The sequence below is a fragment of the Pseudoxanthomonas sp. CCNWLY206-1 genome (assembly GCF_039710385.1).
In the GTDB taxonomy this organism is placed as follows: Bacteria; Pseudomonadota; Gammaproteobacteria; order Xanthomonadales; family Xanthomonadaceae; genus Pseudoxanthomonas_A.
Genome location: NZ_JBDKXI010000004.1, coordinates 94,140 through 114,988 on the forward strand (window position 1 = coordinate 94,140; position 20,849 = coordinate 114,988).

20 protein-coding genes are annotated in these 20,849 nt (G+C 62.8%); 11 read left to right on the forward strand and 9 right to left on the reverse strand.

Going from position 1 to position 20,849, the window contains the following annotated elements:
• Positions 1–114 precede the first annotated feature (114 nt).
• Complete coding sequence (locus AADW18_RS10810; RefSeq protein ID WP_337343392.1) at positions 115–579, forward strand: DUF1348 family protein; 465 nt, start codon at positions 115–117, stop codon at positions 577–579.
• A gap of 23 nt (positions 580–602) precedes the next feature.
• Here the strand turns inward: AADW18_RS10810 and AADW18_RS10815 are convergent, their stop codons facing one another.
• Both AADW18_RS10815 and AADW18_RS10820 read right to left on the reverse strand, forming a co-directional pair.
• Positions 603–1,307 carry an SDR family NAD(P)-dependent oxidoreductase gene (locus AADW18_RS10815; protein ID WP_337343393.1) on the reverse strand — a complete coding sequence of 235 codons (705 nt, stop codon included), beginning with the start codon at positions 1,305–1,307 and terminating at the stop codon, positions 603–605.
• A 154-nt stretch (positions 1,308–1,461) separates the two neighbouring features.
• Positions 1,462–1,965, reverse strand: coding sequence for an SRPBCC domain-containing protein (locus AADW18_RS10820; RefSeq protein WP_337343394.1), 504 nt, complete (start codon positions 1,963–1,965; stop codon positions 1,462–1,464).
• Between the two features lie 327 nt (positions 1,966–2,292).
• Between AADW18_RS10820 and AADW18_RS10825 the strand changes: the two genes are divergently transcribed.
• Entirely contained in the window at positions 2,293–3,699 is a 1,407-nt protein-coding gene (locus tag AADW18_RS10825) for a choice-of-anchor Q domain-containing protein (RefSeq protein ID WP_337343395.1), read from the forward strand.
• A gap of 85 nt (positions 3,700–3,784) precedes the next feature.
• Here AADW18_RS10825 and AADW18_RS10830 read toward each other — a convergent pair whose 3' ends face one another.
• The gene (locus AADW18_RS10830) at positions 3,785–4,672 is read right to left on the reverse strand and encodes a LysR substrate-binding domain-containing protein (RefSeq protein ID WP_337343396.1); all 888 of its coding nucleotides are present in this window, start codon (positions 4,670–4,672) and stop codon (positions 3,785–3,787) included.
• 150 nt (positions 4,673–4,822) lie between these two features.
• Between AADW18_RS10830 and AADW18_RS10835 the strand changes: the two genes are divergently transcribed.
• From AADW18_RS10835 to AADW18_RS10850, 4 genes are all read left to right on the forward strand, one after another.
• The gene (locus AADW18_RS10835; protein WP_337343397.1) at positions 4,823–5,191 is read left to right on the forward strand and encodes a nuclear transport factor 2 family protein; all 369 of its coding nucleotides are present in this window, start codon (positions 4,823–4,825) and stop codon (positions 5,189–5,191) included.
• A 362-nt stretch (positions 5,192–5,553) separates the two neighbouring features.
• Positions 5,554–6,570: an ATP-binding cassette domain-containing protein gene (locus AADW18_RS10840; protein WP_337343398.1), complete on the forward strand. Its 1,017-nt coding sequence runs from the start codon at positions 5,554–5,556 to the stop codon at positions 6,568–6,570.
• On the forward strand, positions 6,567–7,226 hold the full coding sequence (locus AADW18_RS10845) for a methionine ABC transporter permease (protein WP_337343399.1): 660 nt from the start codon (positions 6,567–6,569) through the stop codon (positions 7,224–7,226). The genes AADW18_RS10840 and AADW18_RS10845 overlap by 4 nt, the downstream gene beginning before the upstream one ends.
• An 18-nt stretch (positions 7,227–7,244) precedes the next feature.
• Positions 7,245–8,042: a MetQ/NlpA family ABC transporter substrate-binding protein gene (locus tag AADW18_RS10850; protein ID WP_337343400.1), complete on the forward strand. Its 798-nt coding sequence runs from the start codon at positions 7,245–7,247 to the stop codon at positions 8,040–8,042.
• Positions 8,043–8,111: 69 nt separating this feature from the next.
• On the opposite strand, the gene AADW18_RS10855 is transcribed toward AADW18_RS10850, so the two are convergent.
• The 5 genes from AADW18_RS10855 to AADW18_RS10875 all read right to left on the reverse strand — a co-directional run bounded on the left by AADW18_RS10855 (position 8,112) and on the right by AADW18_RS10875 (position 12,420).
• Positions 8,112–8,672 (reverse strand): thioredoxin family protein, encoded by a 561-nt coding sequence (locus tag AADW18_RS10855; RefSeq protein ID WP_337343401.1) that lies wholly within the window; start codon positions 8,670–8,672, stop codon positions 8,112–8,114.
• A gap of 2 nt (positions 8,673–8,674) precedes the next feature.
• On the reverse strand, positions 8,675–9,379 hold the full coding sequence (locus tag AADW18_RS10860) for a cytochrome c biogenesis CcdA family protein (protein ID WP_337343402.1): 705 nt from the start codon (positions 9,377–9,379) through the stop codon (positions 8,675–8,677).
• A gap of 135 nt (positions 9,380–9,514) precedes the next feature.
• The gene (locus tag AADW18_RS10865; protein ID WP_337343403.1) at positions 9,515–9,931 is read right to left on the reverse strand and encodes an organic hydroperoxide resistance protein; all 417 of its coding nucleotides are present in this window, start codon (positions 9,929–9,931) and stop codon (positions 9,515–9,517) included.
• Between the two features lie 106 nt (positions 9,932–10,037).
• A complete protein-coding gene (locus AADW18_RS10870; RefSeq protein ID WP_337343404.1) occupies positions 10,038–11,057 on the reverse strand; it encodes an alpha/beta hydrolase in 1,020 nt (339 codons plus the stop codon).
• A gap of 34 nt (positions 11,058–11,091) precedes the next feature.
• The gene (locus tag AADW18_RS10875; protein ID WP_337343405.1) at positions 11,092–12,420 is read right to left on the reverse strand and encodes an epoxide hydrolase family protein; all 1,329 of its coding nucleotides are present in this window, start codon (positions 12,418–12,420) and stop codon (positions 11,092–11,094) included.
• A gap of 315 nt (positions 12,421–12,735) precedes the next feature.
• Between AADW18_RS10875 and AADW18_RS10880 the strand changes: the two genes are divergently transcribed.
• The 3 genes from AADW18_RS10880 (at position 12,736) to AADW18_RS10890 (ending at position 15,726) form a co-directional block, all read left to right on the forward strand.
• The gene (locus tag AADW18_RS10880; RefSeq protein WP_337343406.1) at positions 12,736–13,548 is read left to right on the forward strand and encodes an alpha/beta hydrolase; all 813 of its coding nucleotides are present in this window, start codon (positions 12,736–12,738) and stop codon (positions 13,546–13,548) included.
• Positions 13,549–13,639: 91 nt separating this feature from the next.
• Entirely contained in the window at positions 13,640–14,380 is a 741-nt protein-coding gene (locus AADW18_RS10885) for a response regulator (protein WP_337343407.1), read from the forward strand.
• A complete protein-coding gene (locus AADW18_RS10890; protein WP_337343408.1) occupies positions 14,377–15,726 on the forward strand; it encodes a HAMP domain-containing sensor histidine kinase in 1,350 nt (449 codons plus the stop codon). The genes AADW18_RS10885 and AADW18_RS10890 overlap by 4 nt, the downstream gene beginning before the upstream one ends.
• Positions 15,727–15,792: 66 nt before the next feature.
• Here the strand turns inward: AADW18_RS10890 and AADW18_RS10895 are convergent, their stop codons facing one another.
• Complete coding sequence (locus tag AADW18_RS10895; RefSeq protein ID WP_337343409.1) at positions 15,793–16,122, reverse strand: HIT domain-containing protein; 330 nt, start codon at positions 16,120–16,122, stop codon at positions 15,793–15,795.
• A gap of 370 nt (positions 16,123–16,492) precedes the next feature.
• On the opposite strand from AADW18_RS10895, the gene AADW18_RS10900 reads away from it, so the two are divergent.
• Together AADW18_RS10900 and AADW18_RS10905 are read left to right on the forward strand one after the other, a co-directional pair.
• On the forward strand, positions 16,493–17,665 hold the full coding sequence (locus AADW18_RS10900) for an efflux RND transporter periplasmic adaptor subunit (RefSeq protein WP_337343410.1): 1,173 nt from the start codon (positions 16,493–16,495) through the stop codon (positions 17,663–17,665).
• Entirely contained in the window at positions 17,662–20,763 is a 3,102-nt protein-coding gene (locus tag AADW18_RS10905) for an efflux RND transporter permease subunit (protein WP_337343411.1), read from the forward strand. The genes AADW18_RS10900 and AADW18_RS10905 overlap by 4 nt, the downstream gene beginning before the upstream one ends.
• Positions 20,764–20,849: the final 86 nt, after the last annotated feature.

Sequence of the window (20,849 nt, forward strand, 5' to 3'; positions counted from 1 at the left end):
GGAACGCACCGAGGTATCGAGTAACCCGTACTCAGGAGCCAGCGCTTGCGCGCCGAACCCGCGTAAGCGCCGTGATGAATCCCTATTCCCCAATTCTTTCCAGGAGAATCGAACATGAGCAGACCACCCCTTCCACCTTTCACCCTGGCGACCGCGATCGAGAAGGTCCGGCTGGCGGAAGACGGCTGGAACAGTCGCGACCCGGCCAAGGTTTCACTGGCCTACTCGGTGGACAGCAAATGGAGGAACCGGGCTGAGTTTGCGACAGGCCGCGACCAGATCATTGCGCTGCTGACGCGCAAGTGGAGCCAGGAGCATGAGTACCGCCTGGTGAAGGAGCTGTGGGCCTACGAAGGCGACCGCATCGCGGTCCGCTTCGCGTACGAATACCACGACGATAAGTTGCAGTGGTTCCGTGCCTACGGCAACGAGAACTGGCGCTTCGATGCCGACGGCCTGATGACGCATCGCCACGCGAGCATCAATGATCTGGCCATATCGGCGGACGAGCGCAAGTTCTTCTGGCCGCTGGGTCGACGGCCGGACGACAGCCCATCGCTCACGGAGTTCGGGCTCTGAGCTGCATTGCCTGTCGTGGTTGCTTATGACATGACGGGTGTTGCATCCACATACGCCGCCATCTGGCGTTCGAGTGCTTTGACTGCGCTGTTGCGCCAGCCATCCGCCATCGCTTCCGACATCGGATCGGGAAAGATTTCCTCCTCCTCCTTTTCCACTCCGTCGAAGATGGCTCGCGCGGCGGACTCCGGAGAAGCCTTAGGTATATCCAGATCCCGCGTCATGTCGGTGTCCATGGGTCCAGGCAAGGCGATATGTACGCTTACGTCCTGGCTGGCCAGGAGCGCGCGTAGCGCTTGCGACATGGAGAATGCGGCTGCCTTTGAGACCGAGTAGGCCGGGTTGAACGGCGACGGAGCAAGCGACGACAACGATAGAACGTTGACGATGGCGCCCCGAGAGAGCGCCAGCAACGGTAAGGCGGCCTGGGTGACGTCATAGGCGCCGAACAGGTTGGTCGCAAGGTGCCGTTCGAGCATGGCACGATCGCTGAAGTCTTCGAAATGGCACACCCCGGCGTTGTTGACGAGGATATCGAGTGCCTCGACCTTCTCGACCGCTGCGTGAATCTGCGCAGCGTCGGTGATGTCCAGTATCAACGGCGTGACACGGCCGTCTGGGTGAACGAACGGTTGGCGCGCACCGGCATATACCCGCTTCGCGCCCCGCCTCAAAGCTTCTTCGACCAGCGCCTGTCCGAGGCCGCGATTGGCTCCGGTGATCAGCACGGTTCTGTCCGTTATTCTCATTCCACTATCCTCAGTTGGTTGTCGTCAGGCGCGCTGGTGACTGCCTTCGTACTTCGGAAAAAGGTGCTGCTCACCAGGCCGTGCCCGCAATAGTCATCACCGAAATGGTGGAGCAGTGGTGCGGCCCCGTGCCTCATGGCCGTGAATCATGTTGATGCGGCCATGGCCGGCCATGGCCGGTTTCGCAGAGTAATTTCAGACTCCTTAGAAACTGTCCCCACGTGTAGTTGCATTCGGCGAACATCGGCGTGTAATCCTTCCAACCATCGTGATGAAGGATCAAGAGTGTTTCCGTATCGGTGCCTCTTGCTTGTTGTATCTGGTCGATCGCTTCCGGATGAGACATCAGCAGGCTTTCTTTATCGCCAGCGTGCAGTTCGAAAGAAACGGTGGTCCCCACCCATTCGTCGACGCCTGTAATACAGGTCCATTCGACCTGCTCGGATGGCTTTAGCGTCGTGACCTTCATTTCTTTGAAGTAATCCGGGCCAAATGCAAAACGTGAAACGCTACCGCGCTCAGGCTTTGCCTTTGCGCCGGGCGTCCACCACGCCGACAGTCCTTCCTCGCGGGTAATGGCGGCGTAGATTTTTTCGGCCGTAGCCCCAATCAGCACTTCGTGATGAATACCTGGCATGTCGCAAATTCCTAATTTCCAGCAGAAAACGACGTTCTGACGTGATCTGCCGCTTGGCGGTCGTGAGCAAGATTAGGATTGCGAGGTGAATAGCGGGAGTAACAAGTGTGGCGTGATATGAGCCGGTGCAGCGGAACCGCAGGGCGGGCAGTCAGTGCCCGATGACCGTTCGTCGCGCGGTCGCCGGCGGCTGAATGACACGCGCGCCTGAATGCGCCCGCCGCGTGGCATTGGCAGATGAAGTTCACGGCGCGCGGACACCACGGGGCGTAAATGCGTACCGATCAGCCGGGCTTGCACGCCGGCGTGTGCCGAGGGAGAAGCGTCATGTATCGCATTGCACATTCCACGCCCGCGTCGATCGTCGGCGCGTTGGTGCTGCTGGCAGGCACCTGCATCATGGCCGGACCGGCGAACGCCGCGACGCGCGTGGTCGGCAACTGCGACGACAGCGGTGTGGGGAGTCTGCGCGCCGTGGTCGCGGCGGCCGCGAGTGGCGACGTCATCGACCTGCGCCCGCTGACCTGCGGCAGGATCCTGCTCACCAGCGGCTCCATCGCCGTACCGCAGGCCAGCCTGACGATTCTGGGTCGGACGCGCTACGGCATGACCATCGACGGCAACCGCAGCGACCGCGTGCTCCTGCACACGGGCACGGGAACGTTGCGGATAGATCACGTTTCGGTCGCCAACGGCCAGCGCCGAGTGCTCAACCCGGACCTCGGCGAGTCAGAGTACGGAGGGTGCATCTACTCGCAAGGGAACGTCGCGCTCCACCAGGCGTGGGTGCACTCGTGCCGCGCCCTGCAGCAGGGCTTCATCGATGCCCCCCGCACCTATGGCGGCGGCATCAGCGCGGAGGGCGACGTGCATCTGACCTGGAGCGCCGTCTTCGACAACGAGGCGCTGGAGGACGGTACCGGTGGCGGCATCTACGCGAAAGGGCGCGTGATGCTGCATTACAGCCAGGTCTACCAGAACACGGGCTACCTGGGTGGCGGCATCATGGCCGAACGCGGGGCGAGCGTCACCTATTCGCGCATCTACCGCAATCGCGCCGCGTACGACGCCGGGCTGCACGTGAGCGCCAACCACTTGCCTTCGAACCTGCTGATCAATAAGTCGACGATCTCCAACAACGTGGCCGAGGACCTCTGGCGAGGTACCAACTACGGCAGCGGAGGCGGGTTCGGCCTCGGTGGCACATACACTGGCGGCAAGCACACGATCATCGACAGCACGATCTCGAACAACCGTGCGCACAACCACAGCGCCGGCTACTCGGCCGGCACCCTCGACGTGTACAACAGCACCATCGCCTACAACGCCGAGATCACAAATCGGGCGGGCGAGGAGGACCCGATCAGACCCTGCGAAGTCCGTGGCGCCCTGGGCGCCGACGTACTCCATCTGGAAAGCACCATCGTCGCGCGCAATAGTTGCGTCGCCGGCCCATTCGGTTATGACATCAGCGCACGTACGGGCTCGGTGATCGGCGCGAACAACCTGATCGAATTCCCGCTGGTTCCGGTGCCTGCCGACACGCTGGCGATCGATCCCCGGCTCGCCCCGCTGGCCGACAACGGCGGGTATTCGGCCACGCACAAGCCGCTGGCCGACAGCCCGGTGCTCCAGCGCGGCAGCAACCTGCTCGATCGCGCCTATGACCAGCGCGGCCCAGGATTCCCCAGAATCAAGGGTGGGGCGCCTGACATCGGCAGCACCGAACGTTGAGCGGCTGCCGCGCATGGCGCGATGCTTCGCCGCGAATGAATAGCTTGGAACCGGGCATGGGTCATGCCTCGCCTAGGAGAGGGAGCTAAGAGAGGCGCAGCGCCTGCACTAGCGCAGAGAGCGCGGCGGGCTGATGCAGGCGACTGGGGTAATACATGAAGAAGCCGGGAAATGGCGGCAGCCAATCCTCCAGCACACGGATAAGGCGCCGCTTCGCTACATGTTCTGCAACCTGCTCTTCGTATGCCAGTCCCAGGCCAGCTCCCGCGAGTGCGGCCCGAATCACCAGGTGGGTATCGTCGACGATGAGTGGGCCGTTTACGACGATCGTGACCTTCTTTCGTCCTTGCTCGAATTCCCATCGATATGGACCGCCGGCAACACGCAGGCTTATGCATCGATGATCAATCACGTCCTTTGGTTGCCGGGGAATGCCTCGTGATGCGAAATAGCCAGGCGATCCCACAACGGCCAATCGCGTCTTCTGCGTCACCCGCACCGCGACCATGTCCTTCTGAATGAACTCGCCGAGTTGGATACCGGCATCGAACTCGCCCGCCACCAGGTCGACGGGACCGGTGACCGTAACGACGTCAAGAACCACGTCAGGGTATGCCTCGGCAAACGCGGTGAGCTTTGGCAGCAACACCATCACCGCGGCCGACCGTGACATGGCCAGCCGAATGCGTCCCGCGGGACGGTGCCTAACGCTGCGGGCTTTATCCAGGGCGCGGTCAATCTGGTCAAGCGCGGGAGATAGTTCCTGCAGAAGAGCTGCCCCTGCCGCGGTGGGGGCAACGCTCTTGGTTGTTCGAGCCAGGAGTTGCAACTCGAGCCGCTGCTCAAGTCTGCGGATAGTGTGGCTCAGGGCGGACTGGGACACGCCCAGCCGCAACGCCGCCCGCGTAAAGCTGCGTTCATTGGCAACGACGGCAAAGACAGCGAGTTCATCCAGCCCGGTTCTCATGATCATGAATACTACTCATGAGACTCTGCTGCGTAAACGGTCTAGTTTCATAAACATCCTTAATCTAGATTAGTCAAAACGAGCATCGATGAAGAGCGCAGTGTGGCAACACGCTGTACGGGATCGGCTTTGGCTGGGCAACTATTTGGGAGTTATATGGATACCGATATTCGTGATTTGCTCACCATGGCGCAGGTCTATTTCGATGCTGCCTATGAGATGGACGCTGAAAAGTTCGCGTCGGTTTTCCATCCTTCGGGCTCCGTGACGAAAATCGGCGAAGATGGCGACGTGAGCGTGACGCCGCTTGAGACTTGGCTCGCAGTGGTTCGGCAAGTCAGAGCTCCGAAGCACCAGGGCTCAGCGCGCCACGATCAGATCCTATCGGTAGATGTCACCCGGGAAATGGCGCTTTTACAGGTGAAATTGCAGGTTCCGCCGCGCCGTTTCACTGACATGTTGTCCTGTCTGAAAGTCAATGGAACCTGGAAGATTGTCCAGAAGGTAATGACGACGGAAACGTAATGACTGGCGATCGCCTGTCCGCTTCTGGCTGACAGCCGAACTATCTAGCTGACGCCAATATGTCGGACTTTCTCCATCGCGAAACATCCCTTTTTGCGGAGTTGGAGTAAGGCGAGCATTAAGCATCGCGGGTCCGACAAACCCTGCCGGGCAGGATTCTTGGCTAACATGTTGTAGTTGCGCTACGCTGCGGTATTGTTTGCCGCCGCCCTGTGACCGGCCCGGTATGACGGCCACTCTTTCTCCCCGCAAGACCGTCCCATGATCCCGCGAATCACTTCCCCACTCCCCAAGCGTTGGTACGCAAGGCGTCTGCGCACGCCGGAATTGCGTCTCCCAGGCTGCATCGCGATGCGGACAATATGAGGCAAGTCGAGCATGACAGCCCCAGCGAGATCGTCCGGCTAAACGAGGTATCAAGGCGCTTCAAGGATGGTACGGGCGGCCGTGTCGCCCTGGATGCAGTGAGTCTTTCGGTGAGCAGGGGGGAGATATTCGGCGTGGTGGGGCGCTCGGGGGCTGGCAAGTCGACCCTGGTCCGCACGATCAATCTGCTGGAACGTCCCGATGCCGGTCAGGTGATCATCGCCGGTGAAGACATCACGACGCTCGGGCAGCCGCAGTTGCGCGTCGTACGGCGCCGTATCGGGATGATCTTCCAGCACTTCAATCTGCTCCATAACCGCACCGTCCGCGGCAATGTCGCGCTTCCCTTGCAGCTGGAAGGCCATCGGCATGGCGAGGTGGCCGCGCGCGTCGACGCGCTGTTGCATCAGCTCGGGATGTCCGCGCATGCCGATAAGTATCCCGCACAGCTTTCCGGCGGGCAGAAGCAACGGGTGGGGATCGCGCGTGCGCTGGCCTGCGCGCCTCAGATACTGCTATGCGATGAAGCCACAAGCGCGCTGGATCCGGAAACCACCGAGGACATCCTCGCGCTGCTTGACCGGTTGAATCGCGAGCTTGGCCTGACGATCGTGTTGATCACGCATGAGATGGATGTCGTGCGTCGCATCTGTGATCGCGTGGCGGTGATGAGCCAAGGCCGCGTGGTGGAAGCCGGGCCGGTATCGGAGGTATTCCTGCATCCCCGTTCGCCGGAAGCGCATGCGTTGCTGCGCGAAGCTGTTCCGCCCGCGGCCGCGATTCCGGACGCGGTCCGCGCCCGCGTGGTCTTTATCGGCGACGATGCTTTCCATCCGGTTCTGAGCAGTATCGCGCGGGAGACAGGCGTGGATTTCGCCATTCTTTCCGGTCGCGTCGGCCGTCTCCGGCGCGAGGCATACGGTGAAATGGAAATCGCCTTCTTCGGAGCGCATGCACGTGCGGGCATGGACGCACTCAGAAGGGCGGGCGTGGTGGTGGAGGAGATCGCATGATGACTGGAAACGTGGATCCGCTAGTCGTCGCACAAGCGACGTACGACACCCTGATCATGCTGGGCGCATCGCTGGCGCTGACCATATTGCTGGGCCTGCCGTTGGGCCTGGTGCTGTATGCCACATCGCGTGGGCAGATCCTGGAGAACAGGGCCGTCAATGTCGTGGTTTCGTTCTGCGTGAACCTGCTCAGGTCGGTGCCTTTCATCATCCTGCTCATCGTCATGCTGCCACTCACCGTGGTGCTGGCGGGGACATCGCTGGGTGTCGCGGGCGCGATACCGCCGCTGGTGGCCGGCGCGGCGCCGTTCTATGCGCGTCTGGCGGAGACGGCGTTGCGTGAAGTCGACCGCGGCGTCATCGAGGCGGCGCAGGCAATGGGCGGTTCCATACGGCAGATCGTGGTCCGGGTGCTGTTGCCCGAGGCGTTGCCTGGACTTGTGGCGGGCGCCACGGTGACGGCCGTCGCGCTGATCGGGTACACGGCGATGGCGGGCGTGGTAGGCGCGGGCGGCCTTGGCGACCTGGCCATTCGCTTCGGCTATCAGCGATTCCAAACGGATGTCATGGTCGTCACGGTGGTCGTACTTCTGATCATCGTCCAAGCTCTCCAATGGCTAGGCGACCGATGGGTCGTCCGGCTTTCGCATCATTGATCCTGAAAGGACATCACCATGTTTCGATCCCTGCTGATTTCCAGCCTGCTTTTGCTGTTGGCCGCTTGTGGAGGCAACAACGCCGAGAACAAGGACAACGTGCTGCGCGTGGGCGCCACGGCGGTACCGCATGCGGAGATTCTCGAGCAAGCCAAGCCTCTGCTCGAAAAGCAGGGGATCAAGCTCGAGGTGATCGTATTCAACGACTACGTGCAGCCCAACGTCCAGTTGGCTGAAGGCCGGTTGGATGCCAATTACTTCCAGACCAAGCCCTACCTGGATGAGTTCAACCAAGCGCGGAAGACAACGCTGGTGCCAGTGCAGGGAATCCATGTCGAGCCGCTGGGCGCCTATTCGCGCCGGCACGCCTCGCTGGCCGAATTGCCGCGCAACGCCACCGTGGCCTTGCCCAATGACGCCTCCAACACGGGGCGGTCCTTGCTGCTGTTGCAGCAGGCGGGACTGATCGGTCTCAAGCGGGGACAGAATCATTTGCAGACCGTGGCGGATATCGGAAGCAATCCGCGCGGTTTCGTGTTCCGTGAGCTGGAAGCGGCCACACTTCCACGGGTTCTCGATCAAGTCGACCTGGCAGTCATCAACACCAACTATGCGCTGGATGCCGGCCTGAGCCCGGCCAAGGATGCCTTGGCGCTGGAGACGGCCGACAGCCCGTACGTCAATTACCTGGTCTCGCGTGCGGAAAACAAGGACGACAAGCGCCTGCTTGCGTTGGCCTCAGTGCTGAAGGGAGACGAGGTCCGGGCCTTCATAGCGGCCAAATACGCGGGCGCCGTCATTTCCGCGGGACCGTAATCGGGACGCAGGGAGCAACGGCGTCGTGATCGCCGTTGCTCCCGCCTTCCTTGCCGTGCGCCAGTGCCATCATTCGCCAGTGATGCGATTCGCCGAGAGCAGTTGCTGGATCTTCGCTTCGGTTGTTGCGTATTCGCCTTCACCAAAATGCTGGTAGACGATGCGGCCATCCTGGTCGATCAGGTACAGCGCTGGCCAATACCGGTTGCCGTAGGCGTTCCAGGTGCGATAGTCGTTGTCCTGTGCGACGGGATACGTAATGCCGAACCGCTTCACCGCGGCTTGGAGATTCGATAGTTTTTTCTCGTAGCCGTATTCGGGCGTGTGCACGCCGACCACCACCAAGCCCTGGTCCTTGTACTTCGCATGCCATGCCTTGGTATGCGGCAGCACGCGGATGCAGTTGATGCAGGAGTAGGTCCAGAACTCCACCAGCACGACTTTCCCGCGCAGTTGATTCAATGTCAGCGGCGGGCTATTGAGCCATTGACCGATGCCCTTGAATTCCGGTGCGACCGGCGCGGGCGAGGCGTGGGTGGGTTCGACTGGATCTGACGCCACGCTGGGTGAGCAAGCGGCGGCAAACAGGCAGGCGGCCAGGAGCGTAACGACGGGTTTGATCAGTTTCATGGTCATGGTCCTTGCGAAACGGAGGGGAGCCACTGTGTTGCCCAGGCCGACACCAGCACGTCGTACTGCAGCAACTGGAGAACGGCGACGGTGACGGCCAACGCGCCGAAGATGCGACGCAGTGCGCCTGCGTGGCGTTGAAAGAAAACCAGGCGCGAGGTCACCCAATGACCGCCATAGGCGATGAACAACATCGGGATGCCGGCACCCAGCGCATAGAGCGCCAGCAAAGCGGTCGCCCGGGCTGGCTCTTGTGCGCTTGCCGCCAGCGACAACACCGAAGCGAGCACGGGGCCAGCGCAAGGCGTCCACGCCAGTCCCAGCGAAGCGCCGATCAACAGCGTGCCAACTCGGCCGCCCATCGGGAGCCGATGGGTCGCGACCGTTGCACGCGATGCACGCCACTGGCGCATCCGGTCGATAAGCCAGTCGAAAGGCGCCGGCCAGAAACAGGCCAGGCCCGCTGTCAGCAGCACGGCGATGGACAGGTTGCGAATGACGCCTTGCAACTCGCCGGAAGAAGCCGAGAGCACACCGATCAGTATTCCGCCGGTGGCGAACGTCGCCACGAAGCCCGCGATCACCAGCAGCGGATCCTCGCGGCGCCGGCCGGTACTGGTGGCCAGCACGATAGGCAGGACGGGGAGAATGCAGGGGGAGAGAATGGTGGCCATGCCGGCGGCGATGGCCAATGCGTATTCGATCATGGGATAGGGCCTTCGGTGCGGTGGATGGATGACCATTCCACCGCCCGAATGTCGCCGGGGTGTGTGCCGGTAGCGGGGATTTTGTAACCGGAAGTATCGAGTGGAAATCTGGTGGCACCGCGCTACGGCAACGGATCACACCAAAACGATCTGCACATCGACGTTGCCGCGCGTGGCCTTGGAGTACGGACACGTGCGATGCGCTTCGTCGACCAGCATTTGCGCCTGTTCGCGCGGCAAACCCGGCAGCGACACATTCAAGCGTGCCTGCAACTGGTAACCGTCGCCTATCAGGCCCAGGTCGACTTCGGCATCGATGGCCGCATCCGCCGGAATCGCAATCTTGAACTTGCGGGCCGCCAGGCCCATCGCGCCTTCGAAGCAGGCGGACCAGCCGGCAGCGAACAGTTGTTCCGGATTGGTCCCGGGACGATTGCTGCCGGGGGGCGACAGGGCGACGTCGAGCTGGCCGTCGTCGCTGCGCGCGTGGCCTTCGCGGCCACCGACGGTATGGGTCTTGCCGGTGTAGAGAACTTTATCGAGAGTAGTCATGAGAATATTCCTTGGGGTTTGCAGGAGTGGAAACCGGACGCCCACGGCGTCAGGCGGGTGAAAACGTAGTCGAGGTCCTTCACGCACGTTGCGTGGCAGGTCCTTGTCACAGGCGAGTGGCGTCGATCACCGCTTGCACGAATTCGCGCGGCGCTTCCTGCGGCGGGTTGTGACCGATGCCGCCGGTGAAGGTGCGGTGTTCGTACTTTCCGGTGAACTTGCTGGCGTACGCTTCGGGCTTCGGATGCGGTGCGCCGTTCGCATCGCCTTCGATGGTGATCGTCGGTACGCTGATCGTCGGTGCCTGCGCCAATCGTTGCTCCAGCGCGGCGTACTTCGGCTCACCTTCCGCCAGGCCCAAACGCCACCGATAGTTGTGCACGGTGATCGCAACGTGGTCGGGATTGTCCAGGGCCGCGGCGCTGCGATCGAAGGTGGCGTCGTCGAACTTCCATTGCGGCGACGCGAGTTGCCAGATCTGCTTGGCGAAGTCGTGCGTGTATTTCGTATAGCCGGCGCGACCGCGGTCGGTGGCGAAGTAATACTGGTACCACCACTTCAGCTCGGCTTCCGGCGGCAACGGCTGCTTGCCAGCCTCCTGGCTGCCGATCAGATAGCCGCTCACCGACACCAGAGCGGTGACGCGTTCCGGCCATAGGGCCGCCACGATGCCGGCCGACCGCGCGCCCCAGTCGAAGCCGGCGATGGTGGCGTGCTGGATCTTCAGCGCATCCATCAAAGCGATGACGTCGGACGCCAGCGCGGCTGGCTCGCCGTTGCGTGGCGTGTCGGCGGAGCGGAAGCGGGTGCTGCCGTAACCGCGCAGGTGCGGCACGATGACGCGATAGCCTCGCGCGGCCAGCTGCGGCGCCACTTCGGAATAGCTGTTGATGTCGTACGGCCATCCGTGCAGCAGGATGATGACCTTGCCATCGGAAGGACCCAGCTCGGCATAGCCGATGCTCAGGTCGCCGGCGTCGATCTGCTTGTTGGCCACCAGCGCCGGTGGAGTGGAGGCGTGGTTGGTTTCCGGCGTCGCGGCGCCGGCGACAGCAGCCACCGCGAACTGTGCGGCAAGCAACCACGGCAGTAGACGGCTGATCGAACGGAACTTGATCGTTTGCATGAGCGTACTCCTGGTAAGAATGGCGTTGGTGTGGTCACTTGGCGTTGCGTAGCGGCCGGAACGCCGCGCGCAGTTCGGCGCTGAACAACTGCGGTTGTTCCCAGGCGGCGAAGTGGCCGCCCTTCTCGGCTTCGTTGAAGTAGTAGAGCGTCGGGTAAGCGCGCTCGGTCCAGCTGCGCGGCGCGCGATAGATCTCGCCAGGAAACACCGATACCGCGACCGGAACGGAAATCTCGTGGGTCTTCTGCGCGGCAGCGCTGAAATTATTGTTGTTGTTTTCCCAGTAGAAGCGCCCCGCCGACGTCGACGTGTCGGTGAGCCAGTACAGACTGATGTCGTCCAGGATGGCATCGCGCCCGAGCACGTTCTCCGGCACGCCATCGCTGTCGGTCCATTGCACGATCTTGTCGTACATCCATGCCGCCATGCCCACCGGTGAATCGTTCAAGGCATAGCCGATCGTTTGCGGCCGCGTGACCATCATTGCGCCGTAGGCGGCATTGCGGCCGAAAAAGCGGCTCAAGGTCTCGAAGGCGGTCTGCTCGACCTGCGTCAGTCCCGCTGGCGCAGGTGCGCCGCTATTGATCGCGCCGACCAACTCAGAGGGAACCGTCGCCGGCATGGTCAGATGGATGCCCTTCAGGCCCGACGGCGCTTGCCGGCCCATCACGTCGGAGATTACCGAACCGTGGTCGCCGCCCTGCGAGACGTAGTGATCGTAGCCAAGCCGTTGCATCAGCACGTGCCACGCACGCCCGACGCGATCCGGTCCCCAGCCCAGTTCGGTCGGACGGCCCGAGAAGCCGTAACCGGGAATCGAAGGAATCACCACGTCGAACGCATCCTCGGCGCGGCCGCCGAACGCGGTTGGATCAGTCAACGGTTCGATGGTGTTGACGAACTCCAGGATGGAACCGGGCCAACCGTGCGTGAGGATTACTGGCAGCGCATTGCGATGCCGCGAGCGCACGTGGATGAAATGGATGTCCACGCCGTCAATGGTGGTGATGAACTGCGGGAGGCGGTTGAGCCTGGCTTCCAATCGACGCCAGTCGTAGTCGCCGCCCCAGTAGTTGGCCAGCGCCTGCAGCTTGGCCAATGGCAGGCCTTGCGATTCATTGGCAACGAGTTCGCGATCCGGCCAGCGCGTGGCCTGCACTCGCCGGCGCAGTTCCTGCAGATCGCGTTCGGCCACGTGTACCTGGAAGGGCCGTATATCGCTGCCGCCATGCGTCTCTTTTGCTTGCGCGGCGATGGATGGCAGCAGGTTGAGCGCGCCAATGGACGCCGCGGCCAGCGCGGTCGAACCCATCAAGCGCCGGCGTTTGAAGTTGATGATCTCGTTGGGATCGAAAGTGGACATGGATTACTCCTCTTGATGCGGGACGAGCACGCGCAACGGCGTGCAGTGGCTAGCTGCCAGCGGAGGTGCCGTTGGCGATGGGGCCATTGCACGCCGCGGACTTGTCGCCGACGTGTCTTCAACCGGGGAGATTTGTCAGCGAACCGTGTGGATGCGCCGCTAGATACAGACGCTTACAAATGCCGGGGATTTGTATCGAAACGTATCTCCCGCCAGTGCCTACGCGTTGGGATACGAAGCCGGTCGATCACCGACAAGGCGCCGATACAGCAGGGTGCTGCAATGGCATACACCCACCCAAACCGGAGCTTCTCCATGCAACCCGCTCGCCGACAAGGTTTCCCTTCGCTAGCCCTTCTGATGGCCGCTGCCGTGCTTCCCGCCGCTGTCCAGGCGCGAACACCCCCCATCAACCCGGATGCTCCGACCGTCGTCCTGGTGCATGGCGCCTTTGCCGACGCCTCCAGCTGGGACAAGGTGGTCGCGCGTCTGCAAAAAAACGGCGTGCCCGTAACGACGGTGGACAATCCGCTGACCTCGCTTGCCGATGACGTGGCTGCCACTCAGCGCGCCATCGCGGCCGCACCGGGCAAGGTCGTATTGGTCGGCCATTCCTGGGGCGGCACCGTGATCACCCAAGCCGGCCGCGATCCCAAGGTCGGGGCGCTTGTGTATGTGGCCGCGTTTGCGCCGGACGTGGGCCAGAACTCCGCACAGCAGGGCGAGGGCTTTCCGGTCGCGCCCGGTCTGCAGAAACTGGTCAATACTGCCGGTGTCCTATCGTTTTCGGCTGAGACGGTCGCCAGCGATTTCGCTCAGGATCTGAAGCCAGGCGTGGTGCGGGAGATCTTCGCGCACCAGATCCCGCTAAAGGCATCGGCACTGTCCGACCCCGTTGACTTCGCCGCCTGGCGATCGCTGCCCAGCTGGTACGTCGTCTCGCGCAAGGACCGCATGCTGTCGCCTGAGCTGCAGGTGGCCACCGCGATGCGCATCGGTGCGCAATTGCGATCAGTCGATGCGGGACACGTCTCGCCGTTGTCGGCTCCGCGCGAGGTAAGCGACGCCATTCTGGAAGCTGCCGGCCTGAAGCAGGCGGACCTGGCGCCCGAATCTGGCGGTGGTTGAGCTATCGAGCGTGCTCCATAAGTACTAACAGGCCCTAATATCCCACCCGGCCCATGACGATCCGCATGATCCGAGCAACTGGAGAACGATGATGTCCCATACCGACCACATCCTGGTCGTCGACGACGACCGCGACATCCGGCAGATGGTCGGCGATTACCTGCAGCGCAACGGCTTGCGCGTCACGCTGGCGGCGGACGGTCGCGAGATGCGCGCGGCGCTGGACACCAGCGACATCGACCTGATCGTGCTGGACGTGATGATGCCCGGCGAAGACGGCCTGTCGCTGTGCCGCAACCTGCGCGCGGGCAAGCACCGTGCGGTTCCGGTGGTGATGCTGACCGCCCGTGACGACGAGACCGACCGCATCATCGGTTTGGAAATGGGCGCGGACGATTATGTGGTCAAGCCTTTTTCCTCGCGCGAACTGCTGGCCCGCATCAGCGCGGTCATTCGCCGCGCACGCATGCTGCCGCCGAACCTGCAGGTGAGCGAGGCATCGCGTCTGATCGGTTTCGGTCAATGGAAACTGGACACCACCGCGCGCCATCTGCTGGACCAAGACGGCACGGCCTATCCGCTCAGCGGCGCTGAGTTCCGGCTGCTGCGGGTATTCATCGATCATCCGCAACGCGTGCTCAACCGCGACCAGCTGCTCAACCTGACGCAGGGCCGCGATGCTGAAGTGTTCGATCGCTCCATCGATCTGTTGGTCAGCCGATTGCGGCAGCGCCTGGGCGATGGCCCGCGCGAGCAGACCTATATCAAGACGGTGCGCAGCGAAGGTTATGTTTTCTCCCAGCCGGTCACGTTGATCGGGGACGAAGCATGAGCCATCAGCAACCCGCGGCGGGTTCAGGCCTGCTGCCGCGCACGCTGGCCGCGCGGGTGCTTCTGATCCTGGCGACCGGCTTGCTGTTGGCGCACGCGCTGTCGTTCGCCTTGTTGTTCTACGAACGCGCGATGGCCACGCGCTCGATGATGCTCACCAATCTGGAAGAGGACATTCCGGTCAGCGTCGCCTTGCTCGAACACCTGCCGCCCGCGGAAAGAACGCGATGGCTTCCACAACTGGAACGCCGCACCTATCGCTACCTGTTGCGTCCGGCGCAACCGGGCACGGCGTTGGCCAGTGATCGCGCGCGCCAGGTGACAGCACTGATCGACGACTCGCTTCGGCATCGTTACCCGCTGCGCCCGCGCGCTGTTTCCGCATCGCCGGAGCGCTACGAAGTGGAACTGACGCTGGCCGACGGGCACCCGCTGACCATCGAGGTCACGCCATCGCCAATGCCCATCGCACGCTGGTTGCCATGGATGCTGGCCGCGCAAGTGGCCCTGCTGCTGGCGTGCGCGTGGCTGGCGGTGCGGCTGGTTACGCGGCCACTGGCGCGGTTGGCGGATGCCGCCGAGCGACTGGATCCCGCGAAAGCGGGACCACCGCTGTCGCAGGAAGGCCCAGCCGAGGTGGCGAAGGCCGCACGCGCGCTCAACGCCTTGCAGTCGCGGGTGTCCGCGCACGTCTCCGAACGCATGCAGATACTGGCGGCGATTTCGCACGATCTGCAGACACCGATCACGCGCATGCGCCTGCGGCTGGAATCCATCGATGAAAGCCCGGCGCAGGCACGCTTGCTGGACGACGTCGACCAGATCAGCCATCTGGTACGCGAAGGCGTCAACTATGCCCGTAGTGCCAACGTTGCGCTGGGCCCGTCGGTGCGGTTGGATTTGCCGTCCTTCCTCGACAGCGTGATCGGCGACTACCAGGACACCGGCAAGAACGTGCAGCGCACCGAAGGCGACCATGCCTCGCTGCAAACGCATCCCCAGGTCCTGCGCCGCGTCGTGCAGAACTTGATCGACAATGCATTGGCTTACGGTGGCAATGCGGAAATCACGCTGCGCGTCGATCCCGATGGCCGCGTGTGCATTGACGTGCTGGATCGGGGTCCGGGCATCCCCGAGGATCAGTTGGACGCGGTGCTGCAACCGTTCCATCGGCTGGAGTCTTCGCGCGGCCGCAGCAGCGGTGGCACCGGGCTGGGCCTGGCGATCGCACAGCAGCTGACGCAATCGCTGGGCGGCATGCTGCGATTGAGTAATCGCGACGGCGGCGGACTGAGCGCCACGATCATGTTGCCGGCCGACCCGCTTGCCACCGGCACACGGCGTTAGGCCAAACGCGAGCAAAGTGCACGGCCGGTTAGCGCGGGCGCAGACGTCATGCTCTCGAAAACGGTTCTATTTTCTTTGTTCACCGAAACCGACGTGAAAGTGCAGATGTTTTGAGTCCTGGTATTTGCCCAGGTTGGTAACCACGCGACAGGCGCCATACTGAGCTTCGACTTCCGCGGCGACCTCCCGGACGACGTCCAGCAGCTCATATACCAGCGCCACATCGTGGCCGCCGAGATCGGTCAGTGACGGGACGTGGAGCTTTGGTACCACGACGATATGAATCTGCCAGTGAGGCCGCGTATGGTGAAACGCCAGCACGTTCTTCGTATCGCGCACGACATCGACCGGCGTTCGGCCACTCAGCGCTTCGTCACAATAGAAATCGTTGCTCATTGATCGAATCCCAGGCTGGCTCTGCCAACAGGAAGGACCCAGGTCCCGCCATGCGACGTGTCCGCAATGGCCCTGGGACAAGAATCCCCGTGATTCCGCTCGATCATAGGCGGCCGGATTCCCGCTAACAAGCTGGCGACAAGTTGGCATGACGCCGCGCCTGGGCTTGCAAGCGACCTGAGTGAGCCGGTGGCTGCCAGGGTTTGTCGATATCGTTCCGCCTGCGTTTGCATGGCCCTGCGGCTCCTGGATCGCCTGTCTTCGTCGCGCGCGACATTTTCACGACATGCGAGGCAGATCATCGGCGAAAACCGGATGCCGTGTAACGCGGACCGAGCGCGCGGTGACACACGCCAAGGGAAAATACTGAATGAAGCTGGGCCGAATCGCTCTAACAGGTGCGGTGATCGTTGTTGTTGCAATCGTGATTACCCGAGTCGTCACGGATGGAGGAGAGACACGGAAGGCTGATGCGGTGCCGGCCGCGGTCTTGTCCGTTGCCATGACTCGCGCTCAATTATCAATGCTCCCGATTCGCGTCCCGGCCACGGGCAACATCACCGCATGGCAGGAAGCCAGCGTCGGAACAGAAGTCGAGGGTCTTCGGCTCACTGAGGTGAAGGTCAACGTTGGCGATACCGTTCGCCGCGGCCAGGTCCTGGCGCGGTTCAAGCCGGACATGCTGGCTGCCGAACTGGCCGAAGCCCGGGCGTCGGTCGCGCAAGCCGAAGCGGAAGCGATGGAAGCCGATGCCAATGCCGAACGTGCCAGAAGCCTGGATGCCTCGGGCGTGATGTCCGCCCAGCAGGTCAATCAGTATGTCGTCGCGGCAAGGACGGCCCGGGCCAGGCTGGATGCCGCGCGCGCAGTCGAGGCCAGGCACCGGTTGCGGTTGGCGCAGACGCAGGTGCTTGCGCCGAGCGATGGAATCATCACCTCGCGCACCGCGACCGTCGGAGCCGTGATGCCCGCCGGGCAGGAACTATTCCGCTTGATCAAGGAGGGCCGCCTGGAGTGGCGCGCCGCGGTCGCCGTGTCTGACATGGACAAATTGACGCCGGGCCAGAGAGTGGAGATCACCGTTCATGGCCAGCCGCCGATCCAGGGCAGGCTTCGAATGGTGGCGCCCGCCATCGATACGCAGACGCACGAAGGGCTGGTCTATGTGGATCTGCCGTCCGGTAGCGCGATGCATGCAGGCGCGTTCGCGCGTGGCTTTGTCGAAGTCGGACAGGGCCAGGCGCTGACCGTGCCTCAGGCAGCAGTCCTGCTGAGAGATGGCTTCCACTATGTCATGCGTCTGGGCCCGAAATCGAGCGTCATGATGACAAAGGTTTCGGTAGGAAGACGCGTCGGCGACCGTATCGAGATAACCGCAGGACTCTCCCAGTCCGACACCATCATCGCTTCCGGGCTCAGTTTCCTGAGTGAGGGCGACACGGTCCGGGTCGTGAGCGAACCAGCGGTCGGCGAGCTGGGGAGGATCGCGACAGCACACACCACCAAGTCGAAATCCGAGGCGCCGCCCGGGGCTTCCCCATGAACCTCAATGTGTCGACTTGGTCGATCCACAATCCGGTCGCGACGACTCTGCTTTTCATCCTGCTGACGATAGCCGGCGTCGGCGGCTTCCTGGCGATGAAGGTGCAGAACTTCCCGGACATCGATTTCCCGATCATCACCGTGACCGCGGAGCTACCTGGGGCATCGCCCCCGCAGCTTGAAAGCGACGTCGCGCGGAAGATAGAAGATGCGCTGGCGAACGTTCCGCGAATCAAGCACATCAATAGCTCTCTTACCGACGGGGTAGCCACCGTTACCGCTGAGTTTCATCTCGACAAGCCGGTCCAGGAAGCCATGGACGATGTCCGCGACGCGGTATCCAGCACGCGCGCCGATCTACCGCCGGACCTGCGAGACCCCGTCATCACGAAAATGGAATTGGCGAGCACGCCGGTGATGACCTACACGGTTTCCTCTTCCAGGCTCGATGATGAAGCGCTGTCCTGGTTCGTGGACAACCTGGTCCGTAAGCGCCTGTTGGCGGTGCCCGGAATAGGTGCCGTATCGCGCGTGGGAGGCGTGGACAGGGAGGTGCGCGTCGAATTGGATCCCGATCAGCTCCTGGCACGGAACGCGACGGCGGCCGATATCTCCCGGCAGATTCGCCAACTCCAGCAGGAGGCGTCCGGTGGACGGGTGGAGGTGGGTGGCGCGGAGCAATCGGTTCGCGCCATCGCGACCGTCGCGTCCGCCCAGGACATCGCAGTGCTCGACATATCGCTGAGCGATGGTCGCAGGATTCGCCTGGACCAGGTTGCCACGGTTTCGGATACGTCGGCGGAGCCGAGGTCGCTTGCGATGTTCGATGGCAAGGCCGCGGTGGGATTCGACGTCCTTCGTGCGCGAGGCGCGGGCGAGATCGAGGTCGCGGAGGCTGCCCGTGCCGTGATGAAAGAGCTGGAAGGGTTGCACCCCGAAGTCGAGTTCAACGAAGCGGTGAATTCGGTTGATCCTATCGTCGAGAACTACCACGGATCGATGACGCTGCTATTGGAAGGAGCCGCATTGGCAGTGCTGGTTGTCTTCTTCTTCCTGCGCGATTGGCGGGCTACGGTCATCGCCGCGGTCGCGCTTCCCTTGTCGGCCATTCCGACGTTTGCCGTGATGCATCTGATGGGGTTCACCCTCAACACGATCTCGCTCCTGTCCTTGTCGCTGGTGATCGGCGTATTGGTCGACGATGCGATCGTGGAGATCGAGAACATCGAACGGCATCTGCTGATGGGCAAGCCGCCGTTTCATGCCGCGATCGAAGCCGCCAACGAAATTGGACTCGCCGTGGTGGCTACCACTTTCACGCTGATCGCAGTGTTCCTTCCCACCTCCCTCATGGGTGGCATGGTAGGCAAGTACTTTGTGCAGTTCGGCTGGACCGCGGCCGTTGCGGTGTTCTTCTCCCTTGTCGTTGCCCGCATGCTGACGCCAACGATGGCCGCGTATCTGTTGAAGGCGCCCAGGAAGCCGCCGAGCAAACCCAGGTGGATTGAGTTGTATCTTCGTTGCGTGCGCTTGTGCATGCAGCACCGGGTCGTCACGCTGAGCGCTACCGCTCTGCTCATCGTGGGCGGCTTTGCGATTGCCCTCGGCCTTCCGGGCGAATTCATTCCTGCCGACGACGGCGACCAGACACAGGTGACGATCTCGCTGCCGCCCGGCAGCAGATTGCCGGATACCCGGGCATTGGCTGAGCGCGCGCGGCAACTGATAAGCAGGAATCCCCATGTGGTGTCCGTATATACCGCCATCGGCAGCGGTACGACGGTGGCCGAGCCTGACGAGGGAGCGGCGCCTTCCGGCATTGCAACCGCCACGCTCACGGCGAACCTGGTGCCACGCGGCGAACGCGATGGCTTAACCCGCCAGAGCATCGAGCAACAGATCAGGAAGCAGCTCGCGACCTTGCCCGGGGCTCGAATCAGTGTCGGAAGCGGTGGCGACAGCGAGGGCTATGAACTGGTGCTGGCGTCGGAAGATGGGTCGTTGCTCGCGCAGCATGCCAGCGTCGTTGAGCGAGCACTGCGAGGTATTCCCGGGATCGGCGCGGTGACGTCCTCGGCCAGCCTGGTGCGACCGGAACTGGTCGTGCGTCCCGACTTCGCGCGGGCGGCGGATCTGGGCGTGACCTCCGCGGCCATCGCGGAAACACTGCGGGTCGCGACGTTGGGCGACTACCGCCAGGACCTGGCAAAGCTGAACTTGAGCGAGCGGCAGGTGCCGATCGTGGTAAGACTTGCCGACAGCGGCCGGAATGACCTGGAAACTCTTCGCCGGCTTCCGGTTCCGGGCGCGCGCGGACCGGTTCCGTTGGGGAGCGTTGCAGACCTTCAGATCATGAGTGGTCCGTCCGAGATCACTCGATACGATCGGGCGCGCAACATCAATCTGAAAGTCGAGCTCAACGGTCAGCCATTGGGTGAAGTCGAGCGCGCGGCGGCTGCGCTTCCCAGCCTGCGGAACCTGCCGAAGGGCGTAACGGTGGCTCCCACCGGGGACGCCGAAGCCATGGGTGAGCTGGCGGCCGGTTTTGCCGTGGCGATGCTTGCGGGCGTGCTCTGCATCTACATGGTGCTGGTGCTTCTGCTGAAGGATTTCGCGCAGCCGCTGACCGTGCTGGTCGCGCTGGTGCTCTCCGTGCCTGGGGCCTTCCTCGCTCTACTCACCACGGGATCCGCATTGTCCATGCCGTCCATGATCGGTCTGATCATGCTGATGGGCATAACCACCAAGAACTCCATCCTGTTGGTGGACTACATCATCATCGCCCGTCGGGATCATGGATTGAACCGGCGGGACGCCATCGTCGACGCATGTCGCAAGCGGGCCCGCCCCATCGTCATGACCACCATCGCCATGGGTGCCGGAATGCTGCCCATCGCGGCCGGCCTGGGTGCCGATCCCAGTTTCCGATCGCCCATGGCCATTGTGGTGATCGGTGGACTCATCACCTCGACCATCCTGTGCCTGTTGGTGATACCCGTCGTCTACAGCTGCATGGACGACGCCATCGACGTCGTCAAATTCCACTTGAAGGGACGCACTGAACCGGCGACGACCGGTGTGGCCGGGGAATTGGCATGAGCACGCTTCGCGATGGCGCTCGTTACCGGCTGCGGTCAATATCCACGGTGAGCGATGTTTTCCAATAGAGGCTTGCCATCAGAGGC